The organism is Nostoc piscinale CENA21, assembly GCF_001298445.1.
GTDB lineage: Bacteria > Cyanobacteriota > Cyanobacteriia > Cyanobacteriales > Nostocaceae > Nostoc_B > Nostoc_B piscinale_A.
In genome coordinates, this window is record NZ_CP012036.1 from 2,437,930 (window position 1) to 2,459,821 (window position 21,892).

20 protein-coding genes and 3 pseudogenes are annotated in these 21,892 nt (G+C 40.0%); 4 read left to right on the forward strand and 19 right to left on the reverse strand.

Features of this window, described 5'->3' with window-relative positions:
* Window positions 1-85: 85 nt before the first annotated feature.
* The 5 genes from ACX27_RS10745 to dnaK all read right to left on the reverse strand — a co-directional run bounded on the left by ACX27_RS10745 (window position 86) and on the right by dnaK (window position 5,289).
* Window positions 86-1,066, reverse strand: coding sequence for a sensor histidine kinase (locus tag ACX27_RS10745; RefSeq protein ID WP_335337788.1), 981 nt, complete (start codon window positions 1,064-1,066; stop codon window positions 86-88).
* Entirely contained in the window at window positions 1,029-1,175 is a 147-nt protein-coding gene (locus ACX27_RS35280; protein WP_335337789.1) for a hypothetical protein, read from the reverse strand. The genes ACX27_RS10745 and ACX27_RS35280 overlap by 38 nt, the downstream gene beginning before the upstream one ends.
* A gap of 6 nt (window positions 1,176-1,181) precedes the next feature.
* Window positions 1,182-2,339, reverse strand: coding sequence for an FIST signal transduction protein (locus ACX27_RS10750; RefSeq protein ID WP_062291925.1), 1,158 nt, complete (start codon window positions 2,337-2,339; stop codon window positions 1,182-1,184).
* 216 nt (window positions 2,340-2,555) lie between these two features.
* Window positions 2,556-3,179 carry an acetoacetate decarboxylase family protein gene (locus ACX27_RS10755; RefSeq protein WP_062291928.1) on the reverse strand — a complete coding sequence of 208 codons (624 nt, stop codon included), beginning with the start codon at window positions 3,177-3,179 and terminating at the stop codon, window positions 2,556-2,558.
* 208 nt (window positions 3,180-3,387) lie between these two features.
* Window positions 3,388-5,289 (reverse strand): molecular chaperone DnaK, encoded by a 1,902-nt coding sequence (gene dnaK, locus ACX27_RS10760; protein WP_062291931.1) that lies wholly within the window; start codon window positions 5,287-5,289, stop codon window positions 3,388-3,390.
* 644 nt (window positions 5,290-5,933) lie between these two features.
* Between dnaK and ACX27_RS10770 the strand changes: the two genes are divergently transcribed.
* Window positions 5,934-6,926, forward strand: a complete 993-nt coding sequence (locus ACX27_RS10770) for an ADP-ribosylglycohydrolase family protein (RefSeq protein WP_062298277.1) — start codon at window positions 5,934-5,936, stop codon at window positions 6,924-6,926.
* A 143-nt stretch (window positions 6,927-7,069) separates the two neighbouring features.
* A complete protein-coding gene (locus ACX27_RS10775) occupies window positions 7,070-7,732 on the forward strand; it encodes a CAP domain-containing protein (RefSeq protein ID WP_062291939.1) in 663 nt (220 codons plus the stop codon).
* A 12-nt stretch (window positions 7,733-7,744) separates the two neighbouring features.
* On the opposite strand, the gene ACX27_RS10780 is transcribed toward ACX27_RS10775, so the two are convergent.
* Window positions 7,745-8,044, reverse strand: coding sequence for a hypothetical protein (locus ACX27_RS10780; RefSeq protein ID WP_200929936.1), 300 nt, complete (start codon window positions 8,042-8,044; stop codon window positions 7,745-7,747).
* Between the two features lie 140 nt (window positions 8,045-8,184).
* On the reverse strand, window positions 8,185-8,349 hold the full coding sequence (locus tag ACX27_RS32355; protein WP_158507369.1) for a hypothetical protein: 165 nt from the start codon (window positions 8,347-8,349) through the stop codon (window positions 8,185-8,187).
* 246 nt (window positions 8,350-8,595) lie between these two features.
* Here ACX27_RS32355 and ACX27_RS10785 point away from each other — a divergent pair, with 246 nt between their 5' ends.
* The gene (locus tag ACX27_RS10785; protein ID WP_062291942.1) at window positions 8,596-8,808 is read left to right on the forward strand and encodes a hypothetical protein; all 213 of its coding nucleotides are present in this window, start codon (window positions 8,596-8,598) and stop codon (window positions 8,806-8,808) included.
* Entirely contained in the window at window positions 8,798-9,700 is a 903-nt protein-coding gene (locus ACX27_RS10790; RefSeq protein ID WP_062291945.1) for a lipase family protein, read from the forward strand. The genes ACX27_RS10785 and ACX27_RS10790 overlap by 11 nt, the downstream gene beginning before the upstream one ends.
* A gap of 245 nt (window positions 9,701-9,945) precedes the next feature.
* Here the strand turns inward: ACX27_RS10790 and hypB are convergent, their stop codons facing one another.
* From hypB to ACX27_RS10840, 12 genes and pseudogenes are all read right to left on the reverse strand, one after another.
* Window positions 9,946-10,791 carry a hydrogenase nickel incorporation protein HypB gene (gene hypB / locus ACX27_RS10795; protein ID WP_062291948.1) on the reverse strand — a complete coding sequence of 282 codons (846 nt, stop codon included), beginning with the start codon at window positions 10,789-10,791 and terminating at the stop codon, window positions 9,946-9,948.
* The gene (locus ACX27_RS10800) at window positions 10,782-11,123 is read right to left on the reverse strand and encodes a hydrogenase maturation nickel metallochaperone HypA/HybF (protein ID WP_062291951.1); all 342 of its coding nucleotides are present in this window, start codon (window positions 11,121-11,123) and stop codon (window positions 10,782-10,784) included. The genes hypB and ACX27_RS10800 overlap by 10 nt, the downstream gene beginning before the upstream one ends.
* Before the next feature lie 108 nt (window positions 11,124-11,231).
* Window positions 11,232-12,335, reverse strand: a complete 1,104-nt coding sequence (gene hypE / locus ACX27_RS10805; protein WP_062291954.1) for a hydrogenase expression/formation protein HypE — start codon at window positions 12,333-12,335, stop codon at window positions 11,232-11,234.
* Window positions 12,336-12,458: 123 nt separating this feature from the next.
* Window positions 12,459-12,675, reverse strand: a pseudogene (locus ACX27_RS10810) (tautomerase family protein).
* Window positions 12,676-12,768: 93 nt separating this feature from the next.
* The gene (hypD, locus tag ACX27_RS10815; RefSeq protein ID WP_062291957.1) at window positions 12,769-13,893 is read right to left on the reverse strand and encodes a hydrogenase formation protein HypD; all 1,125 of its coding nucleotides are present in this window, start codon (window positions 13,891-13,893) and stop codon (window positions 12,769-12,771) included.
* A 50-nt stretch (window positions 13,894-13,943) separates the two neighbouring features.
* A pseudogene (locus tag ACX27_RS10820) lies at window positions 13,944-14,190 on the reverse strand (HypC/HybG/HupF family hydrogenase formation chaperone).
* 59 nt (window positions 14,191-14,249) lie between these two features.
* Window positions 14,250-16,706, reverse strand: coding sequence for a carbamoyltransferase HypF (locus ACX27_RS10825; protein WP_062291960.1), 2,457 nt, complete (start codon window positions 16,704-16,706; stop codon window positions 14,250-14,252).
* 41 nt (window positions 16,707-16,747) lie between these two features.
* Complete coding sequence (locus ACX27_RS10830) at window positions 16,748-17,935, reverse strand: NHL repeat-containing protein (protein WP_062291963.1); 1,188 nt, start codon at window positions 17,933-17,935, stop codon at window positions 16,748-16,750.
* A 77-nt stretch (window positions 17,936-18,012) separates the two neighbouring features.
* Window positions 18,013-19,357: pseudogene (locus ACX27_RS10835) on the reverse strand (PQQ-dependent sugar dehydrogenase).
* A 171-nt stretch (window positions 19,358-19,528) separates the two neighbouring features.
* Window positions 19,529-19,882: an NACHT C-terminal helical domain 2-containing protein gene (locus tag ACX27_RS33650; protein ID WP_235526584.1), complete on the reverse strand. Its 354-nt coding sequence runs from the start codon at window positions 19,880-19,882 to the stop codon at window positions 19,529-19,531.
* A complete protein-coding gene (locus ACX27_RS33655) occupies window positions 19,866-20,189 on the reverse strand; it encodes a hypothetical protein (protein ID WP_235526585.1) in 324 nt (107 codons plus the stop codon). The genes ACX27_RS33650 and ACX27_RS33655 overlap by 17 nt, the downstream gene beginning before the upstream one ends.
* Window positions 20,190-20,202: 13 nt before the next feature.
* Window positions 20,203-21,846, reverse strand: a complete 1,644-nt coding sequence (locus tag ACX27_RS10840) for an NACHT domain-containing protein (protein WP_235526586.1) — start codon at window positions 21,844-21,846, stop codon at window positions 20,203-20,205.
* Window positions 21,847-21,892: the final 46 nt, after the last annotated feature.

Here is a 21,892-nt window from a genome sequence, read left to right on the forward strand (position 1 = left end):
TATCTATCTTCCTTGTTTACCTTATCTCTCTGGTATCTCTTCTTTACATCTCGAATAGGATTGCTATAGTCTGTTGAGATAATAACTACAATCTTTGTTGAGGAATCGTAATAATAAATTCTGTACCCATACCTGGAATTGATTTACAATCTATTTGACCTTGATGAGTCTCAACAATAATTTGATAGCTAATCGAAAGTCCTAAACCTGTACCTTTACCCACTGGTTTAGTAGTAAAAAATGGGTTAAATATTTGTTGAGTGAGTTTTTCATCAATTCCTATGCCATTGTCACTAATACGAATTGAAATCCAGTTATTGATTAATTCGGTAGTAATTTTGATTGTAGGATTAAAATTTAATATTGGCAGTGTAGCTATACCGTTTGTTGGATAGTAACTGTGCTGTAAATTATCTATTTTCTGTTCTAAAGCATCGATAGCATTACTAATAATATTCATCAATACTTGATTAAGTTTACCTGCGTAACAAGCTACCTTTGGTAAATCGCTATATTCTTTAATAACAGTAATTTCTGGGTAATTAGTTCGAGATTTGAGGCGATTTTGCAGCAGCATTAAAGTACTATCAATGCCTTCATGAATATTAACCTTTTTTACTTCTGCTTCATCTAAGCGAGAGAAACTACGTAAAGAACGCACAATTTCAATAATCCTCTGACTGCCAATTTCCATAGAACTGAGAACTTGTAAGAAGTCCTCCTTGATAAAATCTAAATCCATTTTCTTGATTTTATTGGCTATCTGGAAATTTGGCTCTGGATAAGATTCTTGATAGCATTTGAGTAGTTCTAAAATCTCATCAGCATATTGAGCAACATAGTTAATATTGCCGTATATAAAATTTACAGGATTGTTAATTTCATGGGCAATACCAGCTACCAAAACTCCCAAAGCCGACATCTTTTCAGATTCTACTAATTTGCTTTGCATAGCACGTAACTTTTTTAAAGTTTCTTCCAAATCTCGGCTTTGCTCTTCTAAAATTACTTGTGACTCACGTAACTCGTCAATTACTTTGAGAAACAAGGCCTCTTTTTTTTTCATTAGTTTCTTCTAATGCAATTCTTAAAGATTCAGAACGCTCTAGCTTTTTCTGGAGAATACGATTAGCCTTTTCTAGTTCCTTAATTCTTTGCTCATGTTCTAATGACATGATAATTTAATGCCTTCCTATTAAAAGAGTGACAAAAGTTTCATGATGTAGTCTAGTTTCGCCACCACCATTTAAAGGTGATATTTCACCATGTGTATAAAAACCACAACCTGGAATTTCTGCTGTTAAAAACTCTTGAGCGAGTTGATATTCTTCTATGGTGCGTGTACCTAGCAGTAGCCTACGTGCTGCACAAGAAAAAAATAAAGCCGCATTTGGCTGTTTACCAGGATAATTATTTAACGCATTGGTAATTGATGTTTTTGCAGCATCTAAAATCTCATTACGACTGGCTTGTGCTATTTGAACAAAAACATCTGCTGGTATTTCTCCTAAAAAAGTAATGCTGCCTATTTTGGGATCATAAACACTAGGCGCACGCATATAAAATTCTTCTGTTTCTGACTCAAATACCGCTAAAGGATATTCCCCAGAAGGAGGCAAACCACCTAAATAATGATGATAGAAGTCTAATGCAGGTTTGCCATCAATTTCATAAAGAATATTTTTATCGACCTTGGTAATTTTTCCTTTTTTACCTAGAGGATGCCAACCACTAGCTACTCCTTGAGAAAACAAGAAGTTACCAGAAAATATTAATACGGGAACAGCATCATTCAGAATCTCTGTTTGAAAAAATTGATAAGTCTTTTCAAATTTCCACTGATCAGCAGTTAAGCCACCAAAAATAGGAATATCTTTCCCCAATGCTAGTTTTAGTCCTTCTACAATTGCTACACCATCAACTGTTAAACTTTCAGGAAAAGTCAAGCATAATTGAGAATTCGCTTGATTTTTGATTTTGGACTTTGCTTGTTCTACAGCTTGTTGAGTAGCTAAAATTGGGTCTTGCGATAAGTTTCTACCTAATCCTGCATAAATTTCAATTTCATCAGCACAAAATAGCATTAAAGCTATAGAATCTTGCTGAAATTTTAATAACGAAGAAATTTCGGCATCGGTAGTACCACCAATTAATTCAATACCAGGAAAAGCTTGCACAATTTCTTGCAATACAATTGCATAATCAAAATCAATTGCAGCAAATAAAATCCCAGCTTGAGGAAGTTTACCGTCTAAATTCTCTTGACATTGCTCTAGAACTTCAGTAATCGCTGATAAAGAATCAGGGTCATTACTATGGCCAACTACTACATTTAACATATATATCTGGTCTGGAACTTTTCTAGCGTGAATTTATTATTCCCAAACCAGATTGCTTTATTTAATCAGGCTGCATATAAACATACAAACAAAGCCTGTCTAGCCTATCAGCGACGGCAAAGCCGAACGCAGGCTAAGGATCTGCCAACACGGTTCAGTTAAGGCTAGATTTCTGAAAAGATTTGGTATTACTGAATAAACTACCTTACCTACTCTTTATCCCACTACTTCAGGATCAGCAACCTTTAATTTCATTTGTTCAGCACGCCCAGTTAAAAAAGGCTGACCTAAACCTATACTCGCAAAATGACTTTCACCAGGAACTTCTAATTGGGAACTAATCAAACCCAACAGTGCCTCACATTCAGCCGAAAATTGAAGTAACTCTACACCCCGAACACTAAATGCAGAGCCAGTCAGCCGTTGTCGCCACGCCAAACTTTGCTGACTATAATTCAGAGTACACAATTTGCGATCGCCCTGACGCACCTTCACCCGCTTATCTTCTTCCCAAGTAAAATCTGCTAATTCTTTTGGTAATCCCCAAATTTCTTGACCACCAGCCACAGAATCAGCATTATCTACATAAATGTGCGAAATCCAAGCACCAATTTGATTTTGATAACTAACCACAGCCGGAGCAATAATTAACTCACTGTACTCCAACACAGAGCCTTCCCTGTAATCAGCTAAATACACACAACCAAGAGTTTTACCCGGCCAGACAGAGAAAACTCGAAATTCGGACGGAATGAGAGAGCGTACTTGATTAATATTTACCAGATAGAGAGAGGCGATCGCTTTACCTAAAAGTATCCAAGGTGTTGCAGGATATGTCATATTAACCCATCACCTATCACCGATAGCGGTAGTCAGATATGTTAGGACAATTTGAAAACTTAAATGCTATGAATAGTAAGACTTTTCCTTCTGCCTTCTCCTACATATACCAAATCCTCGCATAAAAAAAAATCCCCACCCAGGCGAATGCGTGGATGGGGAAATATTGAGTAGGGAATGTCTCACCTTCCCTACATCATTGGAGGAATTATTTGCTTTCAGTGAAATCTGCATCAATTACATCATCACCGCCACCAGAGGAAGTAGAAGCACCGCCATCTTGAGGTTCAGCACCAGGCGCAGCACCGCCAGCTTGTTGATAGATATTGCTACCAACTGCGAATAGTGCTTGTTGCAATTCTGGCATCAGCTTGGTAATTTGCTCGTCGTCTTCCTTAGCAACTGCTTCCCGCAGGTCTTTCACCAAACCTTCAACTTTAGTCTTATCAGCAGCAGGAACTTTATCACCTAATTCTTGCAGTTGCTTCTCAGCTTGGTATGCTAAAGAGTCAGCTTGGTTCTTGCGGTCAATTTTCTCACGACGCTCTTTGTCAGAGGAAGCATTTTGTTCTGCTTCTCGCACCATCCGGTCAACATCATTTTTATCTAAGGTAGAAGCACCAGTAATGCTGATGGACTGTTCCTTACCAGTACCCTTGTCCTTAGCGGTAACGTTGAGGATACCGTTAGCATCGATGTCAAATACCACTTCAATTTGAGGTACGCCACGGGGTGCGGGAGGAATACCATCAAGGCGGAAGGTTCCCAAACTCTTGTTGTCGTTAGCAAATTCCCGTTCACCTTGGAGGACGTGAATTTCTACGTTGGTTTGACCATCAACAGCAGTAGAGAATACCTCAGATTTCTTGGTGGGAATTGTGGTGTTGCGAGGAATAATCTTGGTCATCACACCACCCAAGGTTTCTACACCCAAGGACAATGGTGTTACGTCTAACAACAAGATACCTGTAACATCACCAGCCAATACACCTGCTTGAATTGCTGCACCAACAGCTACCACTTCATCAGGGTTAACGCTTTGGTTAGGGTCTTTACCCAAAGCTCGTTTTACCAACTCTTGGACTGCGGGGATACGGGTAGAACCACCAACTAATACTACTTCATCGATGTCATTTTTGCTTAACTTAGCATCGCGGAGCGCATTCTCTACAGGAATACGGCAACGGTCAATTAAGTCAGCGCAAAGTTCTTCAAACTTAGCACGAGTCAGGGTCATATCCAGGTGCTTTGGCCCGTCCTGAGTAGCGGTGATGAATGGGAGGTTAATTTCCGCTTGGGTGACGCTGGAAAGCTCAATTTTGGCTTTTTCAGCAGCTTCAGTCAAACGTTGCAGTGCTTGTCTGTCTTTGCGGAGGTCGATACCTTCGTCTTTGCGGAACTGTTCTGCTAAGAAATCAACGATTTTCTTATCGAAGTCGTCACCACCAAGGTGAGTATCGCCAGAAGTTGCTAATACTTCAAATACGCCGTCGCCTACTTCCAGGACGGATACGTCGAATGTACCACCACCCAAGTCAAATACCAGGATAGTTTCGTTGCTCTTTTTATCAAAGCCGTAAGCCAAAGAAGCGGCGGTAGGTTCGTTAATAATCCGCAGCACTTCAATACCAGCGATTTTACCAGCGTCTTTGGTAGCTTGACGTTGAGAGTCGTTGAAGTATGCCGGAACTGTGATTACAGCTTGGGTAACAGTTTCACCCAGATATTTGCTTGCGTCTTCAACGAGTTTACGCAGAACTTTAGCAGAAATTTCTTCTGGGGCAAATTGCTTACCAGCGCCAGGAGAGTCTAGCTTGACGTTACCGCCACTGCTCAACACTTTATAAGAAACTTCTGTAGCTTCGTTAGTAACTTCGTCAAAGCGGCGACCAATGAACCGCTTAACTGAATAAAAAGTGTTTTCGGGGTTCATGACCGCTTGGCGCTTGGCAATTTGTCCTACCAAGGTGTCGCCATTTTTCGCAAATGCTACTACTGATGGTGTTGTGCGAAAACCTTCTGCGTTAGCAATAACCGTGGGTTTACCACCTTCCATCACTGCCACGCAGGAGTTAGTTGTTCCTAAGTCAATTCCAACTACTTTTGCCATGTTAGCTGCTGGCTCCGTATAACTACAAATGAATGAATGGGAATATAAGGACTAAATCTTGAACCAACTGATTTTATGAAAGCAGTTACTTCAGCATCGATGACCTTTAGCTCGGTTGTGTTGGGGTTATAGCCCCAATTTCTGCTGATATATATACTGAGCTTGTATAGCCAGTCCATGAAGGGTGGTTTCCCGAACCTGCTTTGGGACGGTTAATTTTAAAGTTTTGTCTAGTTGGTTCATGGATTAATTTGCTTTCACTTCGTCTAATTTATGAGAATTAATACATCCAGTAATTAGGGTGAACCGTAATCACCATGTGGTGTTTGCCGTCTTTAAACAACATTAACTCCAGAGATACAGAGAATCAGTGAGCTATAAAAGGATTCCTTGCCTAATAAATTCAGTCAAAATGCGGATACTTATCCAAAGTGCAGTCAAAGATAGTAACTTGTGGCGGGAGTAGGGAATGAGGAGTGGGGGAGTAGTAATACTATTTCTGACAGCGACTTAAGTATTAGTAAAGTAATTTTGGAGTTGAGATTGGCTAATCTATAATCCATAATCCAAAATCTAAAATTGGTACGGGTAAGGGTAGATTTTGTAGCGTTTATGTATTAAAAATGTAATTAAAAATGTTAGTTATGCGTCGTGCCTCTGGATGTTTATTTGGGCTTGCCTGTGGTGATGCTTTGGGTGCTGCTACAGAATTTTTAAGTGTGGAAGAAATTCGTCGTCGCTTTCCACCAAATGGGCCGCAAGAAATTGTGGGTAATCCTGCACGCGTCACCGATGACACACAAATGACATTGGCAGTCGCACAAGCTTTAGTTGAGGTTGATACTCCAAACTTAAATTTAGCTAATTTGGAACCTGTTCTTAGACGTACTTTTGTAGAGTGGTTACACAGTCCCGACAATAATCGCGCTCCGGGGATGACTTGCTTACAGGCTTGTGAATATCTGGAAGCAGGTTTACCTTGGCAGCAAGCAACTAGGCCAAATTCTAAAGGATGTGGTGCAAATATGCGTGTTGTGCCTGTAGGTTTATTACCCACAGATGATACAACCCGTGCGGCAGTTGCTCAATTTCAAGCCGCATTGACTCATGGTCATCCAACTGCCCTGGCTGCTTCTGATTTAACGGCAGCAGCAATTACTTATTTTGTCAAGGGCGGTGAACCGCAAGAATGTTCGGCTTATCTTCGCAACTATGCGTTAAGTCAGCGTTCAGTTTATCATGCTGATTGGCTGGGTGATTTATGGCAACGCCCAGGCATAAATACACCAACAGAATTTATTAGTCGTGGTTGGGATGAGTGTTTAGCAGTGCTTGACCGTCTGGACGCAGCATTAGTCAACCCCAGCCGCGACATTGACCCCTGTTTGGCCATAGGTGAAGGTTGGGTAGCCGAAGAGGCTTTTGCTACAGGTTTATTATGCTTTTTGTTCTTTCCAGAAGCACCGTTAGCCGCAGTGCGGCGTGCTGCACTCACAGCAGGCGACTCTGACTCGATCGCTTGTTTAGCGGGTGCTTTTGCTGGAGCATATTTAGGTATGGCTGCATGGCCCCAAGATTGGGTAATTCGGATTGAATACCGCGACCAATTGGCGGCTCTAGGTGAATTCTGGGATTAAATTTAGGTATGGTGGAAATTTATGTTTTTTTGACTAATGGCGATCGCTATCAAGCAACCATAAGTGCTAAATTGTTACTTAATCAGGCAAGATGTAGATGTAAGACCGTTTAAGTAGTTTGTGCATCCCTTTAAATCAAGACAATGGATACAAAACGCAAAGTCAACGTTTGGTGGAAATACGTTGTTCTATTTATGCTGATTTTGGCATTTAGACCAACTACATATTTTATTCGTCAGGCTTTGCGGGAAGATCCAATAGACATTAATTATTTTTGGACAGAACTTTCTCCTTTTGGACTGCTCAAACAAGGTTTATATAACGGAAATGGCGGTGCAGATTGGAAAATCGGCCGGCCGAAAGTTACCATTTGGAATGCGGAACAGTTGCGTTCTGAGCCAGAGTTAAGACAATTTGCTTTAGAATTAGTCAATCGCGATCGCACTTTAAATAGTTTAAAACCTTTAACAGCCGACTCTTTACTGTCACTCGCCGCCCAATTCCACGCCCAAGATATGCTAGAGCGGCAGTATTTTAATCATATTTCTTTAGATGGGAAAAATCCCAGCGATCGCTACATTCAAGTTGGTGGTAATCGGCGTGTGGCAGTTGGCGAAAATATTATTCAAGATAGTGTGCAAGGTTTAGGTTTAACTTACGGTAAAGTCGAAGATTTTCAACGCGGTTGGATGTACAGCAACAGTCATCGCCAAAATCTCCTCCGACGTGAATATAAAAAATTTGGCTATGGTATGGCTGTCGGCAAAAATGGCCAAATTTATGCAGTCCAAATGTTTAGCGATTAAATCTACCACAACTTATTTTGCACTAGCTTTTTTGAGTGGTACTTGAATAAATTTACAAATCGTTTTGAGAATTGGAAATATCAGTGTTTCACGTCTAGCTATCTCAGAAACAGGATCTACCAATGTGAGATTTTCTTGTAATTCTATTCTCAGTGGTTCGGGATCTATTGGTAACTGCTGTGGAAGTTGAAGCGAGGTATTGTTGAGGATAACACCAAATTCAGCTAGGATATCAGCACTATCATAGGCTAATTCGGCGTATTTGCTGAAAGTATAGCTCTCAGATGGGTCGAGAATCCTGGCTTTGCTCATAATAGCGATCGCCAACCCTAACTAATCAATCGTGTTCACAATCATTGTACTTCTTGATGTTTTAAAACAATCATCTTAAAAAAACCTTCTGAGGCAGGAGGAAGAATTTTTATGTTTAATGCTCTAATTGTGTACCTCATTTACTTGCAACCTGCGGGATGTTTTGGGTTAGGTTTACTTACGGTTTGATGAATCATTCGTTCTAACGCAGACATTGTTTGATTTGCTGTTAAGCCAGTGATATCAAACAACTGAGCATTAATAATGAGAAGCAATGGAGTTAAATACTTCCAATATTCTTCCACTGCGAAAATTATCTAATGTTTTTGGTCTTTTGTTGCCACCAATTCCCACACATCAATTCAGATTTTTTCTGTATTTTTGGTTCTTTTTTTGCCATTCATAGTACTGTAATACCTACAATTATTGTATTATGAATGGTAGATTTACTGTATTGTTGTTTCGCGTTTTATATTGGTTTCGCTTACTCTACCTAAACAATCTATAGGTAGGGAATGCACTCAATATTTCTTGTACAAGAGGATATTATTATGCTCTACTTTTACAAGTATTTTCGCAGACTTGAAGATAGACTGCGATTAGAGCAAGGTTGTGATACACCGATTCTGCCATTGAAAGTGCCTTTTCCGGCGGGTAAATCAGCCTATGATTCAGGCATTGCCTGGTGGTTAGCTCAATGCTCAAACTTAGTCTATGAAAATAAAATTACTGTTGCCTTTGAGTTAAAAAAATGTGGGATTTGATAGCATTCTTTTCTTTGATACTCAAGGCACACAGGCATTTTTAGCAACCCATCCAGGTGTGGATGGAGGCGGCAAGTTTGCAGTGCTGGCTTTTCGCGGAACAGAGGAAGACTCTATCGATATCCTGACTGATATTAATTTTGTGAAGAGACTATTTCCTGACGAAAACCTGTTAGAAAATGCAGGTCTTAAGGAAAATTCCATTGCCAAACTTCCTAAACTTTATGCCCACGGAGGCTTTGTGGCAGGTATTGAAAACATCTGGGGTACGGCTGTAAGCAAAGAAATTGAAGACCTTTATAGTGAGCCAAATCAAAAGGTCAATTGGCTTGGTCTTCCAGGGATAAGCAATGCCTTACTTAACTTATATCAGCAATCTAATGATACTGCACTCTACATTACAGGGCATAGTCTGGGCGGGGCTTTAGCTACGTTGGCAGCTTACAAATCACTGGTGTATGAAAAGAGTTTTGACATAACAGCACTCTACACCTTTGGCTCACCCAGGACTGTTCAACAAGCTCTAGCAAAAAAGATCACTCAGAAGTTTGACGGGCGATCGCATCGGATTGTGAACGGTATTGATGTTGTACCGCGTTTACCACCACGAGTTCCAGTTCTTCTCGATTTTAGTCACATCAATAAATTAGTTTATTTTTCAAAGAATCGTCACCGCAAAGTCAAAACATTTTGGGGAGAAGATACAATTGTCCTTCTAATATTGATTGTTGAGTTTATGTTAACGCTAATAACACGCTTAATATCCACAATCCTGTCTCTAGTCGGAATACCAGTTAAGCCCTATACACCTGTGACGATTAAGAAGCACATGATTACTGAATATATTCGTGATTTGGAAATTGATTTGAAACTTACAAGTAGGCATAAATAGAAAGTTTGTGCAACCGGGCATAAAGTGGTGGCGATCGGTGTAATCTGTCTGGTTTAAGTCAGCAAAAACCTTAACTTTTCTACATAGACAGTGATAGCTAAAACCCAGAAGTGTTGAATGTTAAGAAAAAGCCTATAAAAATAGCTCAAAATATAGTAATATTTGGGCTAAATATTACTATATTTTAGTTTATTAATTCCCCACCTGCCTTTCAGACTTCTTTTTTGATTTTACTCTTCCCAGAGTTACAAAAGAAAGATAGACAAACTCCCCACCTTTGCCGTCAGCCACTTATACCAATTATCTAAACCCTCACCAGTCATCGCCGACACTTGAAAAACCTGTATATTTGGGTTCACTTGTTTTGCATATTCAATGCAACGTTCCACATCAAACTGCACGTAAGGCAATAAATCAACTTTGGTGAGAATCATCATCTCACTGGCGCGGAATATATGGGGATATTTTAGCGGCTTATCTTCTCCCTCCGTGACAGACAGAATTACAACTTTGAGGTATTCACCTAAATCAAATAAAGCCGGACAAACCAAATTACCCACATTCTCAATCATCACCACAGAATTTAGCGGCGGGTTGAGTTGTTGTAAACCTCTTTCTATCATCGACGCATCTAAATGACAGCCTGTACCTGTATTGATTTGGACAACTTTACAGCCTGTCTCTTTAATTTTTTGAGCATCATTAGTGGTTTCTTGGTCGCCTTCAATTACACTAATCGGTAATTGTTGTTTTAAATCGTGAATAGTGCGAGTTAATAATGTTGTTTTGCCTGCACCGGGAGAACTCATTAAATTTAAGGCGAGAATATTTCGACCTTTAAACCATCCCCGGTTTTGGGCTGCTAATAAGTTATTTTTTGCTAAGATATCTTGTTCTAAAGATATGGTTGTGCCGTGAATTTTGGCATGAATTTGTGGTGCTTCATCATGATGATGGGTATGGGTAATCACAGTTCCATCGGGTAAAGTATGAGTGTGGGTATGATGGTCGTGATGGTGATTAATTTCATCGGTTTGGAGATTGGTAATTTTACCTTCAGCATCATCAGAACAACCGCAAGTTACACACATATTTCCTCTATCTCTATTTCTTTAATTTTAAGTTCTTCACCAGTTATTAAATCAAGTTGCACACTACCACAACTGCAAACCCCAAAAGGCTTATCAAGAGCAATTTCCGCACCACATTGACTGCATTTGGCTAATCCCGGTATTTCGATAATTTCTAATATAGAATCTTCTAAAACTGTACCTTTTGAGCAAATATCAAAACAAAATTTAATCGCATCTGGCATAATGGCTGAAAGTTTGCCAATTTCTAAGACTACTTTCTGCACTTTCATGCCATTGGCGTGTTCGGTGACGATGGCTACTATATTTTGGGTTATTCCTAGTTCGTGCATATAGATAAGAGAGAATTAATTGTCTCACGCAAAGGCGCAAAGGCAAGGCAGCGCGTTGGGCGGCTTTGCCGACTTGAAGCAACTGCCGCGCAAAGAAGAGGTTAATATTTAACAAATTCTTGGTAGTTGGTCGCCTACTAACATATCTACGATACGTTCAGCACCAAAAACTGTTTTGAGGAAGACAACGCCGGGAGGTGAGGCAATAACTTCACCGACTATACAAGCATCTTTGCCTGCTGGATGAGTTTTCATGGCTGCTAAAACTTTGTCAGCGTAATCATGTTTTACTACTACGACTAATTTACCTTCGTTGGCTAAGTACAATGGGTCTAAACCTAAAATTTCGCAAACTCCTTTGACTTCTTCTCTAATAGGAATTGAATCTTCATGGAGGCGAATACCAACATTAGATGTGAGGGCAAATTCATTTAATACTGTTGCTAAACCGCCGCGTGTTGCATCCCGCATGGCATGAATTTCGGGGCAAACTTTGAGGATAGTTTCTACTAAAGTATGTAAGGGTTGGCAATCACTGTTAATATCAGTTTCTAAGGCTAATTCACCACGGGCGATTAAAATGGCTGTGCCATGATTTCCTAATTCGCCGTTAATAATAATGGCATCTCCTGGTTGAATATTGTGTGCGGAAATATTTACGCCTATGGGAATAACACCAATACCAGCAGTGTTAATAAATAATTTATCAGCCGCGCCACGATGAACTACTTTTGTGTCACCTGTGACAATTTGTACGCCTGCATTTTTGGCTGCGGCTTGCATACTGGCTACTACACGGCGTAGAGTTTCTAGGGGTAATCCTTCTTCTAAAATGACGCTACAGGTGAGATATAAAGGTTTTGCACCGCTAACTGCTAAATCATTAATTGTGCCGTTAATTGCTAATTCTCCAATATCGCTACCAGGGAAAAATAATGGGTCTACAACATAAGAATCTGTGGTAAATGCGAGTCTGTCTCCTTGTTGTAAAAGATTAGCTAAATTAAAACTGGCTTGGTCTTCTAATTGGGAAAGAATAGGATTATCAAAACTCTGGATAAATACATCATCAATTAAATCACGCATGGCTTTACCGCCACTACCATGTGCTAAATTTATGTGACTATCTCGAACTTTTGATTGGCGACGCTTGGCTTGTGCGATTTTTTGCAACAGGGGATTTTGTAATTGATTTGATGATGATAAATCCATATAAAATTGATTAAAATAATTTATGATAAATAGGTGACAGGTTACAGGAGAGAGGTGACAGAGTTTTTTGATTTAATAACTATTAATATCTTCTGCCTCCTGCCTCCTGCCTTCTAACTAGTTTTATCTGCCTGTTTCGTCATGTCTACCACGATGTCTATCGCAGTGTAAGATACCATTGACAGCCCAATTTTCACGTTCAAATTCATCAATATGAATAGTTATCCATTCGGGTTTGGTATCTAAAGATGTGACTAGGGCATTAGTAATGGCTTCGACTAGATGCCGTTTTTTTTTCGATGGAATGACCACGGGCAATTTTAACTGTAACAAAAGGCATAAATTCCTACTCCAATCCTAAAATTGTTGTCTTGTAGAGTGCGGATTGCTCACTCTTATATTAGGTTATGAAGTTAGGCCTGCTGTTTGTTTTTCAGTTACTTTTTTTTTGCGTGAAATTGGAGAAGCGTCCGTATTTGTAATAAGCTGCACAAGCACCTTCCGAGGAAACCATGCAAGTACCTATCGGTGTTTCTGGGGTGCAAGCTGTACCAAATACTTTACACTCCCAAGGTTTTAAAACTCCTTTGAGAATTTCACCACATTTACAAGCTTTATGGTCGGCAACTTTTTGATTTGGGATGGTAAATTTGACTTCTGCATCAAATTGTCCATATTCAGGACGAATTTTTAAGCCAGAATTTGGTAGTTCTCCTAAACCACGCCATTCAAAAGTTTCGCGTACAGCAAAAACCTGATTCATCGCTTTTAATGCTATTTGATTTCCAGCTTTTTCAACTAGTCGGTTATATTGGTTTTCGACTTCGTAACGATTTTCTAATAACTGTTTTAATAGCATCCAAACTGATTGGAGAATATCTAATGGTTCAAAGCCAGAAACAACTATTGGTTTATGATATTGTTGGGCGATAAATTGATATGGATCAGTACCAATTACCATACTGACATGACCAGGGCCAACAAATCCATCTAGTTGTAAATCTGGGTTATCTAATAGTGCTTTGAGGGCGGGAATAACTAAGACATGGTTGCAAAACATACTAAAGTTATGTATGTTTTCTGCATCGGCTTGCAGGATGGTAAAAGCTGTGCTGGGGACTGTGGTTTCAAAGCCAAGGGCGAAGAAAACAACTTCTTTGTCAGGGTTATCTTTGGCGAGTTGTAAGCTATCTAGGGGCGAGTACACCATCCGGATATCTGCGCCTTTAGCTTTGGCTTGTAGGAGGCTATCTTTGGAACCAGGAACGCGCATGGTGTCGCCAAATGTGGCAAGGATGACGTTAGGATGTTGGGAGATAGCGATCGCATCGTCTAACCTTCCTCTTGGCATCACACAGACTGGACAACCAGGCCCATGTATTAATTCAATATTGTCGGGCAGTATTGCTTCAATACCGTATTTAAAAATAGAGTGAGTATGTCCGCCACAGATTTCCATAATTTTGATATGTTTTTTTATTTGGTGGCTGATTTTTACTATCTCTTTTTGTAGGGCGTGGGCTTTTTCGGGTTCCCGAAATTCATCTACATATTTCATAAAATTTAGGTAATTAGTGTTAATAATTCAGCGTACTTAGCAGTAATACTCTAACTCATAGCGGCAATTTCTGCTAATAACTTTAATGTCTCCGCAGCTTCTTCCTCATTAATTCGATTCATCGCAAAACCAACGTGAACTAATACCCAATTTCCTAAACAAGCTTCGGGAGGATGTTGTTCATCGACGATGCAAGCGATGTTAATTTGACGTTTGACACCAGCAACATTCACAATGGCTAATTTTTTTTTGAATGTCGGTAATTTCGACAATTTGTCCAGGAATTCCTAAGCACATTTGTATTTTCCTTTATAAGAACGAACCGCAGAGACGCAGAGAGCGCGGAGAAGAAGAGGTTAAAAATATTGAGCTGCTGTAATTATGGCTTGTCCTAACGATAAACCACCATCGTTAGTAGGAACTAAGTTATGAGTTAGTACGTTAATATTGGATGTTTGTAACTGTTGAGTAACTAACTGTAATAAGATAGTATTTTGAAATACTCCTCCTGTGAGAACTACTTGCTGAATTTGATATTCTTGACACAGAAGCTTAATCATTTTAACTGTAATCTTAGCTAAACTCTGGTGAAATTTAGCAGCGATGACTGATTGGGGAATTTGTTGCTGCAAATCACTGAGTAAAGCTGACCACATTGGGGCTGAGTCTATACAATAGATATTATCGGAAAAGTTAAAATTAAAGGGATAAATTAGATTTTCTTCATTATTATTTAAGATGTTAACATCAACTAAAGATTCTAAGGCGATCGCAGCTTGTCCTTCATAGCTACATGCTTCAGTACAAATACCAATAGCGGCGGCTACAGCATCAAATAATCGCCCGACTGATGAGGCTGGAGGCGAGTTAATGCCTTTTTTTATAACCTGATTTAGTAATTTTAATGGCTTTTTTTCCAAAAATTTTAATATTTCCAAATCAGTATATTGTTGTTGACATTTATCCCAAAGATTTGCTGAGATTAATTGCGCGTAGGTATTACGCCAAGGTTGATAAATGGCTTGTTCACTGCCTATCATTGCCACTGGTTTAAATGTTGCGAGTCGCTGAAATTGACGGTAGTCAGCCAGCAGAAATTCTCCGCCCCAAAGGGTATTATCTTCACCGTAACCCAAACCATCAAAAGCAATACCCAAAACGGGTAATGTATTTAAAGCAATGCCATTTTCTGCCAGACAAGCGGCGATGTGGGCATGATGATGTTGAATTTCATCCGGGGGAATTTGATTTACGGTGGCGAGTTCTTTACCGAGTTTACTAGCAAGATATTCAGGGTGTTTATCGATAGCGATCGCTTCTGGTTTATGCTCAAATAAATTCAAGTATAAATTCAGCGTTTCCTGATAAGCATTAAACGCCGCCGCATTCTCTAAATCACCTAAATGTTGCGATAAAATTGCCTCACCATCACGCAACAAGCAAAAAGTATTTTTTAACTCACTCCCCATTGCTAAAATTGGCGGTACTTCCTCAAATCCAGGTGGTAATTTAATCGGTGCTGGTGCATATCCTCTCGCACGACGGATGATTTGAATTTTCTCACCAACCACCCGCACAACAGAATCATCGATACGATTCACAATATCTCGATTATGTAAGAGAAAATAATCAGCAATCTTCCCCAACTTTTCTAACGCCGCATCATTATCAATACACTGTGGTTCATCAGAAATATTGCCACTCGTTAATACAATTGGTCGATTCATCCGCCGCAAAATCAAATGATGTAAAGGCGTATAAGGTAACATGAATCCTAGAGTATTTTGCCCTGGTGCAACAGATTCTGCTATATAGTGCTGAGTGCTGAGTGCTGAGTGCTGAGTGTTTTGATTATTTAGAAGACTTATACTAACATCCTCGGAAACTCCTCTTCCCTCCTCTCCTTCGCGCCCTCCGCGTCCTTGGCGGTTCGTTTCTTCCTTCTTCCGCAACAAAACAACCGGCGCGACAGGACTAGCTAATAACTCTTTTTCCTTCTCACTAACTACACAATACTCTTCAATTACTGCCAAATCTCGCGCCATCAAAGCAAAAGGCTTATCATAACGTTGCTTGCGCTGACGTAATTTCTGCACAGCAACTTCATTTGTTGCATCACAAGCTAAATGAAATCCACCTATTCCCTTAATGGCTACAATCTCACCCTTTTGTAACAATGTACAAACTGCATCCACATCATCCATCATCGAGAACATCGAAGCAGTCACAGGTTTACCATCGGCACGTTCTAGCCAAGCAGAAGGGCCACAACTATGGCAAGCTGTAGGTTGGGCGTGAAATCTGCGGTTTTCGACATCATTGTATTCTGCTGTACATTCAGCACACATGACAAACGCAGACATACTGGTATTGCATCTATCATAGGGAATGGCGCGAATAATACTCTGACGGGGGCCGCAATGAGTACAGTTAGTAAAAGGGTAACGGTAAAACCGACTAAAGGGGTCAAAAATTTCCTTTTGACATTGGGGACAAGTCGCCGCATCTGGTGTAATGTCAGTTTTGATTTTGTTACTGACACTTGATGAAATTACAAATTCATCACAGTTCAATTCTTCTGTACATCGAGTTCTGATTAACTCTTGAATTTTTGCTAGTGGCGGACATTCTTGCTGTAACCTCGCTATAAACTCAGCTATTGCTTCCTCACTTCCAGAGACACGAATTAATACACCTTGTCCGTCATTACAAACATCTCCCCGCAACCCGCAAGCTTTAGCCAGACGGTAGACAGTCGGACGAAACCCTACCCCTTGAACAGTACCTCTAACTCTAATTTCTTCACTCGCCATTTCTCTTCGCGTCCTTTGCGTCCTTTGCGGTTCGTTTAACTCTATTTATCAAACCCCCACAACAAAATCCGATTATTTCCAGAATCAGCAATTACCGCCGTATTCTCGCAAATTTTCACCCCATAAGGCCAATTCAAACTATCGCGCGTCGGGAGTCCATAATTGCGGTTTTCGCTTTTACTTGCAAAGCTACTTTGTCCAATGATTGCCGAAGCGATCGCACCTTGCAATGATAATATAGATTCCGCCTGCCTCCATCCTAGCAAGCGTGAATTCGCCGTATCCGCCACTAGCAACCATTCCGCAGTCGTCGCCACCCCATAAGGCATACTTAAACTACTTCCACTCGGCCAATATAACCCTTGATTCATCTCTACAAAATCAAAGCTATGTTGTCCTAACACTACCGCACAAGGCGCATTATTTTTGGTGGGGATACCTTGCCAAATCATCACCCGATGATTACCCGCATCAGCGACAACCAAATTATCATGCCATACTGCGATATCGTGACACCAACGCATACTCGCCGCCGTTGCAGAAGCACCACCATTTTCATTACGAGAAATCATATCTGGTTGTCCCAGAACGACATCAGCAGGTTGACCATTTTCTGTAGGTAACTCTTGCCAAATTAACAACCTGCGATTACCAGTATCCGCCACGAATAGCTGACCTTGATAATAGAAAACCCCGTAAGGCCAGTGCATTGTATTTGCAGTTGCTTGTTGAGTTCCGCGATTAGGTTCATTTTCAATAAAATTCGCTTGTCCCAATACCAAATCGGCTGGCACATTGCTATCTTCTGGGACATTTTGCCAAATCAAAACTCGGTGATTCCAAGCATCAGCCACCGCTAAACCTGTCCCACAAACACAAATTCCTGTGGGGACGCTAACCGTATTTCTACCTGGCTTACCTTTAGCATTCTGCCCTTCATGATAAAAGTCTGGTTGTCCAATTACCCAGTCCGCAGGTTGATGATCTTCTGTTGGTAAATTACGCCATCCTAATAACCGATGATGCCCTGTATCTGACACCCACAAAGACTTATTTTCTGATACTAAACAAGCCCCACGGGGGCCGAACATTGTTATTGGACTAGGTGCTATTGGTATAGCTAATTGTTGCGGTTCAATACTAGTACCTAAAATTACCTCCGCACCATTTGGTGATAAAGGTAAATTAGATAAACTTGCTAAAGCATTACTATTATTAGGAATAGACATGAACCGCCACGAAACACTAATTTTTATTTAAAATTATTTGCGGATATCAGCTTGTATCGGCGGTTGCTATTTTGAGTCTATTTTTGATTACCTACATATTGAATGCGATAAATCCGGTTATTAGCTTCTTCTGTAACTAATAAACTACCATCAGGCAAAACTAATAAACCAACAGGCCTTCCCCAAGTAGTTGGGGTGCTGGGGTTTAACAAAAATCCTGTGAGAAAATCTTCGTAATCACCTTGTGGTTGTCCTTGAGTATTAAAAGGTACAAATACAACTTTATAACCAGTCCCGCGATCGCGGTTCCAAGAACCCCGGAATGCCACAAAAGCACCATTTTTGTATCTTGCAGGGAAAGTTTTACCATCGTAAAACTGCACACCCAAAGCTGCCGAATGAGCTTGAAATAATACATTAGGCGTACGAGTCCGGGCTGCTAAATCTGGGCGTTTACTTTTACCATTTGCCGTTTGACGGGGGTCAAGTTTATTTGGTGTTAAGTAAGTATAAGGCCAACCATAAAATTCTCCCTGCTGAATGCGAGTGAAATAATCAGGAACCAAATCATCCCCAATACCATCCCGTTCATTCACTGTTGTGTAGAGTTCCTTTGTCACCGGATGAAAATCCAAACCCACAGGATTTCGCAAACCATAAGCGAAAGTTTGCTGCTGAGAACCATCCAAATTCATCACCTGTACAGAAGCCCTTGGTAAAGCTTCCTCATCTGCATTAGAACGAGAACCAACCGAAACATACAACTTTTTGCCATCTGGTGCAGCGACAACATTTCTTGTCCAATGTTGGTTATAACCACCGCCAGGAAGATCAGCAATTTTTTGTCCCAGTCCCCGATAGTTGCTTTTGTCCTTTGCTGTAAGGAAACCGTAACACTGCATCAGTATTCCCCAAAAAGAAATAATTCCCCGCAAACGCCATCCCAAAAGGAATATTTAAGCCATTGTCTGCACTCGCAAATGTTTGAGTCACATCAGCCACACCGTCGCCATTACTGTCTCTCAACAAACGAATGCGGTTTTCTCTGGTTTCTGTCACCAGCACATCGCCACTAGGAGTTAAAGCCAACCACCGGGGTGCGTTCAAACCTTCCGCAAAAACATTCACCTGAAATCCTGGCGGTACGCGCAACACGGGATTTTGCGGAATGGATACTAACTCTGGGCGCTTCGATGCACTTTTGGTAGCAAAAGGTGGCGGTAACTTCTGCAAATTGATGCGAATTGGTTGTGGCGTAAGCGTTTCAGTACGGATGACATTTTTTGATTGTGTATTTGCTACCAATAAAGGTGCAGGTGTAGATTCTTGGGTTATGACATCATCAGAAACGGCACGAGTTTGGTTACAACCTGCTGTCATCAATAACAAAGCCAACCACCAACAACGCCGAGGAAATTCCATAACTGTGAGAAGTTATATGCAACTTTTGTAATTTAGAACTAAACCTAAATTTTTGTCGCCTGTCTCTAGTTTGATTTATCGTCTTTAGTCATTCGAGAATGGGTGTAGTGGTGTATGGATGTAAGGATTTTGAAGTCTGCAATGGCAGACTTTGTTTCTGTAGCCGCGATTTTAATCGTCAGACTTCCCAGGTAAAAACAAACTCGTCTCTATATAATTCCGTAAGCCGGGAGAAACGTCAGTTGCAATTTTTAGACAGTCTAAAAGTAATTTGTTAGCATCCCAATACTGTTGTATCTCCTCCAAATTTTGAGGATTATATTGCCAATCATGCCCAATTTGTCGCGTGCTAATCATCCACATACGTAATGTTTCTATCCAGTGTTTGCCATTTTCTTGCCACCAAATTTTTAAAACTTCTCCACCTTGGCTGGGGGAAGGTAACTGGTTTTTAATGTTTTGCAATTCTGTTAGCAAGTCTAGTTGATTTGCTAACAAATGCTTGAAGTCAAGAGATAAACTCAAAGCCGAAAATCGTGCTAAAAAAAATCTCAGGATTTATGCCTAAACTCACAGTCAATCCATGTGTTAAAGCCAAGTCTAAGGCTAAATCTGTGGCGAGATTACCTGCAAGCTGATTATCCAACAGTATAGCGAGTTCTTGATTACAAGCTAAAGCAGATTCTGAAGGCAAGGCTAGAGTAAAGTAAAAAGCCCGCACACTTGCTATATGATAAGGTGTGTTGACGGCGGCGGATTTTTGCATCAACCAAGTCAGAAAATGATGTAGTCTAGAATTTTTAATAGATAAATCATCAATCTTTTCCTTCATAGATTTTAATAATTCATCGGCAGGGTTTAACATTCCGGCACTGAGTAAAAAAAACTTCCCGCCAAGATTTTTTACTCAGGTGATTCATCAATTCTGCTAGTGTTGGCGAATTGATGTTAATTACTATTTCTTTAGCGGTGAGATATTGTTGTAAGCTGAAATGAGAAAAAGCATAAATTCCCAGTGCTTTTTGCATTAATAATCCATGTTGGGCTTCAATTGCCTGTAATATAGATGCACTTTCTATTTCTAAAGCTGCGGTATCATTAGGTGGATTAAAATTCTGCACTAAATAATCTGTAATTAGTCGGCACAGATGCGATTCAGGATGGAAATAACTGCTTTGGGGAAAGGTAATTGCCGCTATATGACTGAGTAATTTAATTTTGTGTAACAATGAAAAATTAGGATAAATTTCATCTCTTTTAATGCCTTTAGCTTCATCCCAGCGCGTGAGGAATAAATCTAAAATTTGTTTATAAATTTCAGTGCGGTTAATAGGAAAATCTTCAGTGAACTGAAAGACTAAACAAATAAAGTTCAGTAAAAGTGGTGTGGTTGCTAAATCTAGAATTGGAAAATTTTCTTTTAATTCCAGCTTCTGCATAAAGCGGCTGGCTAAGTCTTTGGCTATGGCTGGTGGTTGTTTGGCAACTGAAAGAAACCACTTTTCGGCAAAATTAGCTATTTGCGATTGACTAAAATTGCCAATTTCGATTTCGGTAAAGCCATAAAATTTATAATTTTGTACACCTAGTCTACAAGTAATAATTATTTTGTTTTTGTAAAATTTTTCTGTAAACTGACGAATTTTGCTGATGATTTTACTGATATCTTTACCAACGACTTCATCTAAGCCATCTAATAAAATTAAAGCCCGTCCATGCGTAAAAATTGTATTTAGTTCTTGTTCACTAATTCCCAAATTAAGAAAAGATGCACACAGATAGTTAAATAAACTTATTTGACTCGATCCGCGAATATCTTCCGCAAAGTCTTTTAAACGGACAAAGATGGGTAAATAATCAGCTTGAAACAATCCCAGATTACAACTATTGGCGATCGCCTGCAAAAATGTGGTTTTGCCAGCACCAGGCTTACCTAGCACCATCAGCTTGTCATATTTTTTGACTGCTGCGATTCCCGAAGTTTTAGTTTGCGGCCAGTCAGCTACACCCAAGGAGTTATTTTCTTTCATCCATACCTGGGGAAATTTCTTAATTTCTAGCCATCTGCGACTGTTAATTTCTTCTAAAATCTCGATATCAACATAAAGATCATTGAATCGTATCGGCTGGGCAACATCCAAAATTTGTACAGTACCGCACTGCATTTGAATGTTTTCGTGATAAACAGACCGCAGTTTTTGTACGACTGTCTCAATATCTAAAGACAGATTTGCAGAGTTGTCTAACAAACTTGATTCATCTGTGGTGAAAGACTGAGCGATTTCTGCGATATCCAGTTCCAAAGCAAAGCAAATATCGTTGAATACATGACGGTCTATCCGTTGACCGGTAAAAAACTTCCAAATGGCTTGGCGAGTCTCTAAGCCTACCTCAGCTGCTAAATATTCTTGTGTCCAACCTTTGCGTTTAAAGGATTGTTTTGCTTTTCTGATCCCTTCAGCCGATGCTTGGAGCGATCGCTTTGCCATAATCTACCACCAAAATTTGTATAAGTTTATTTTTTCGTATACAACT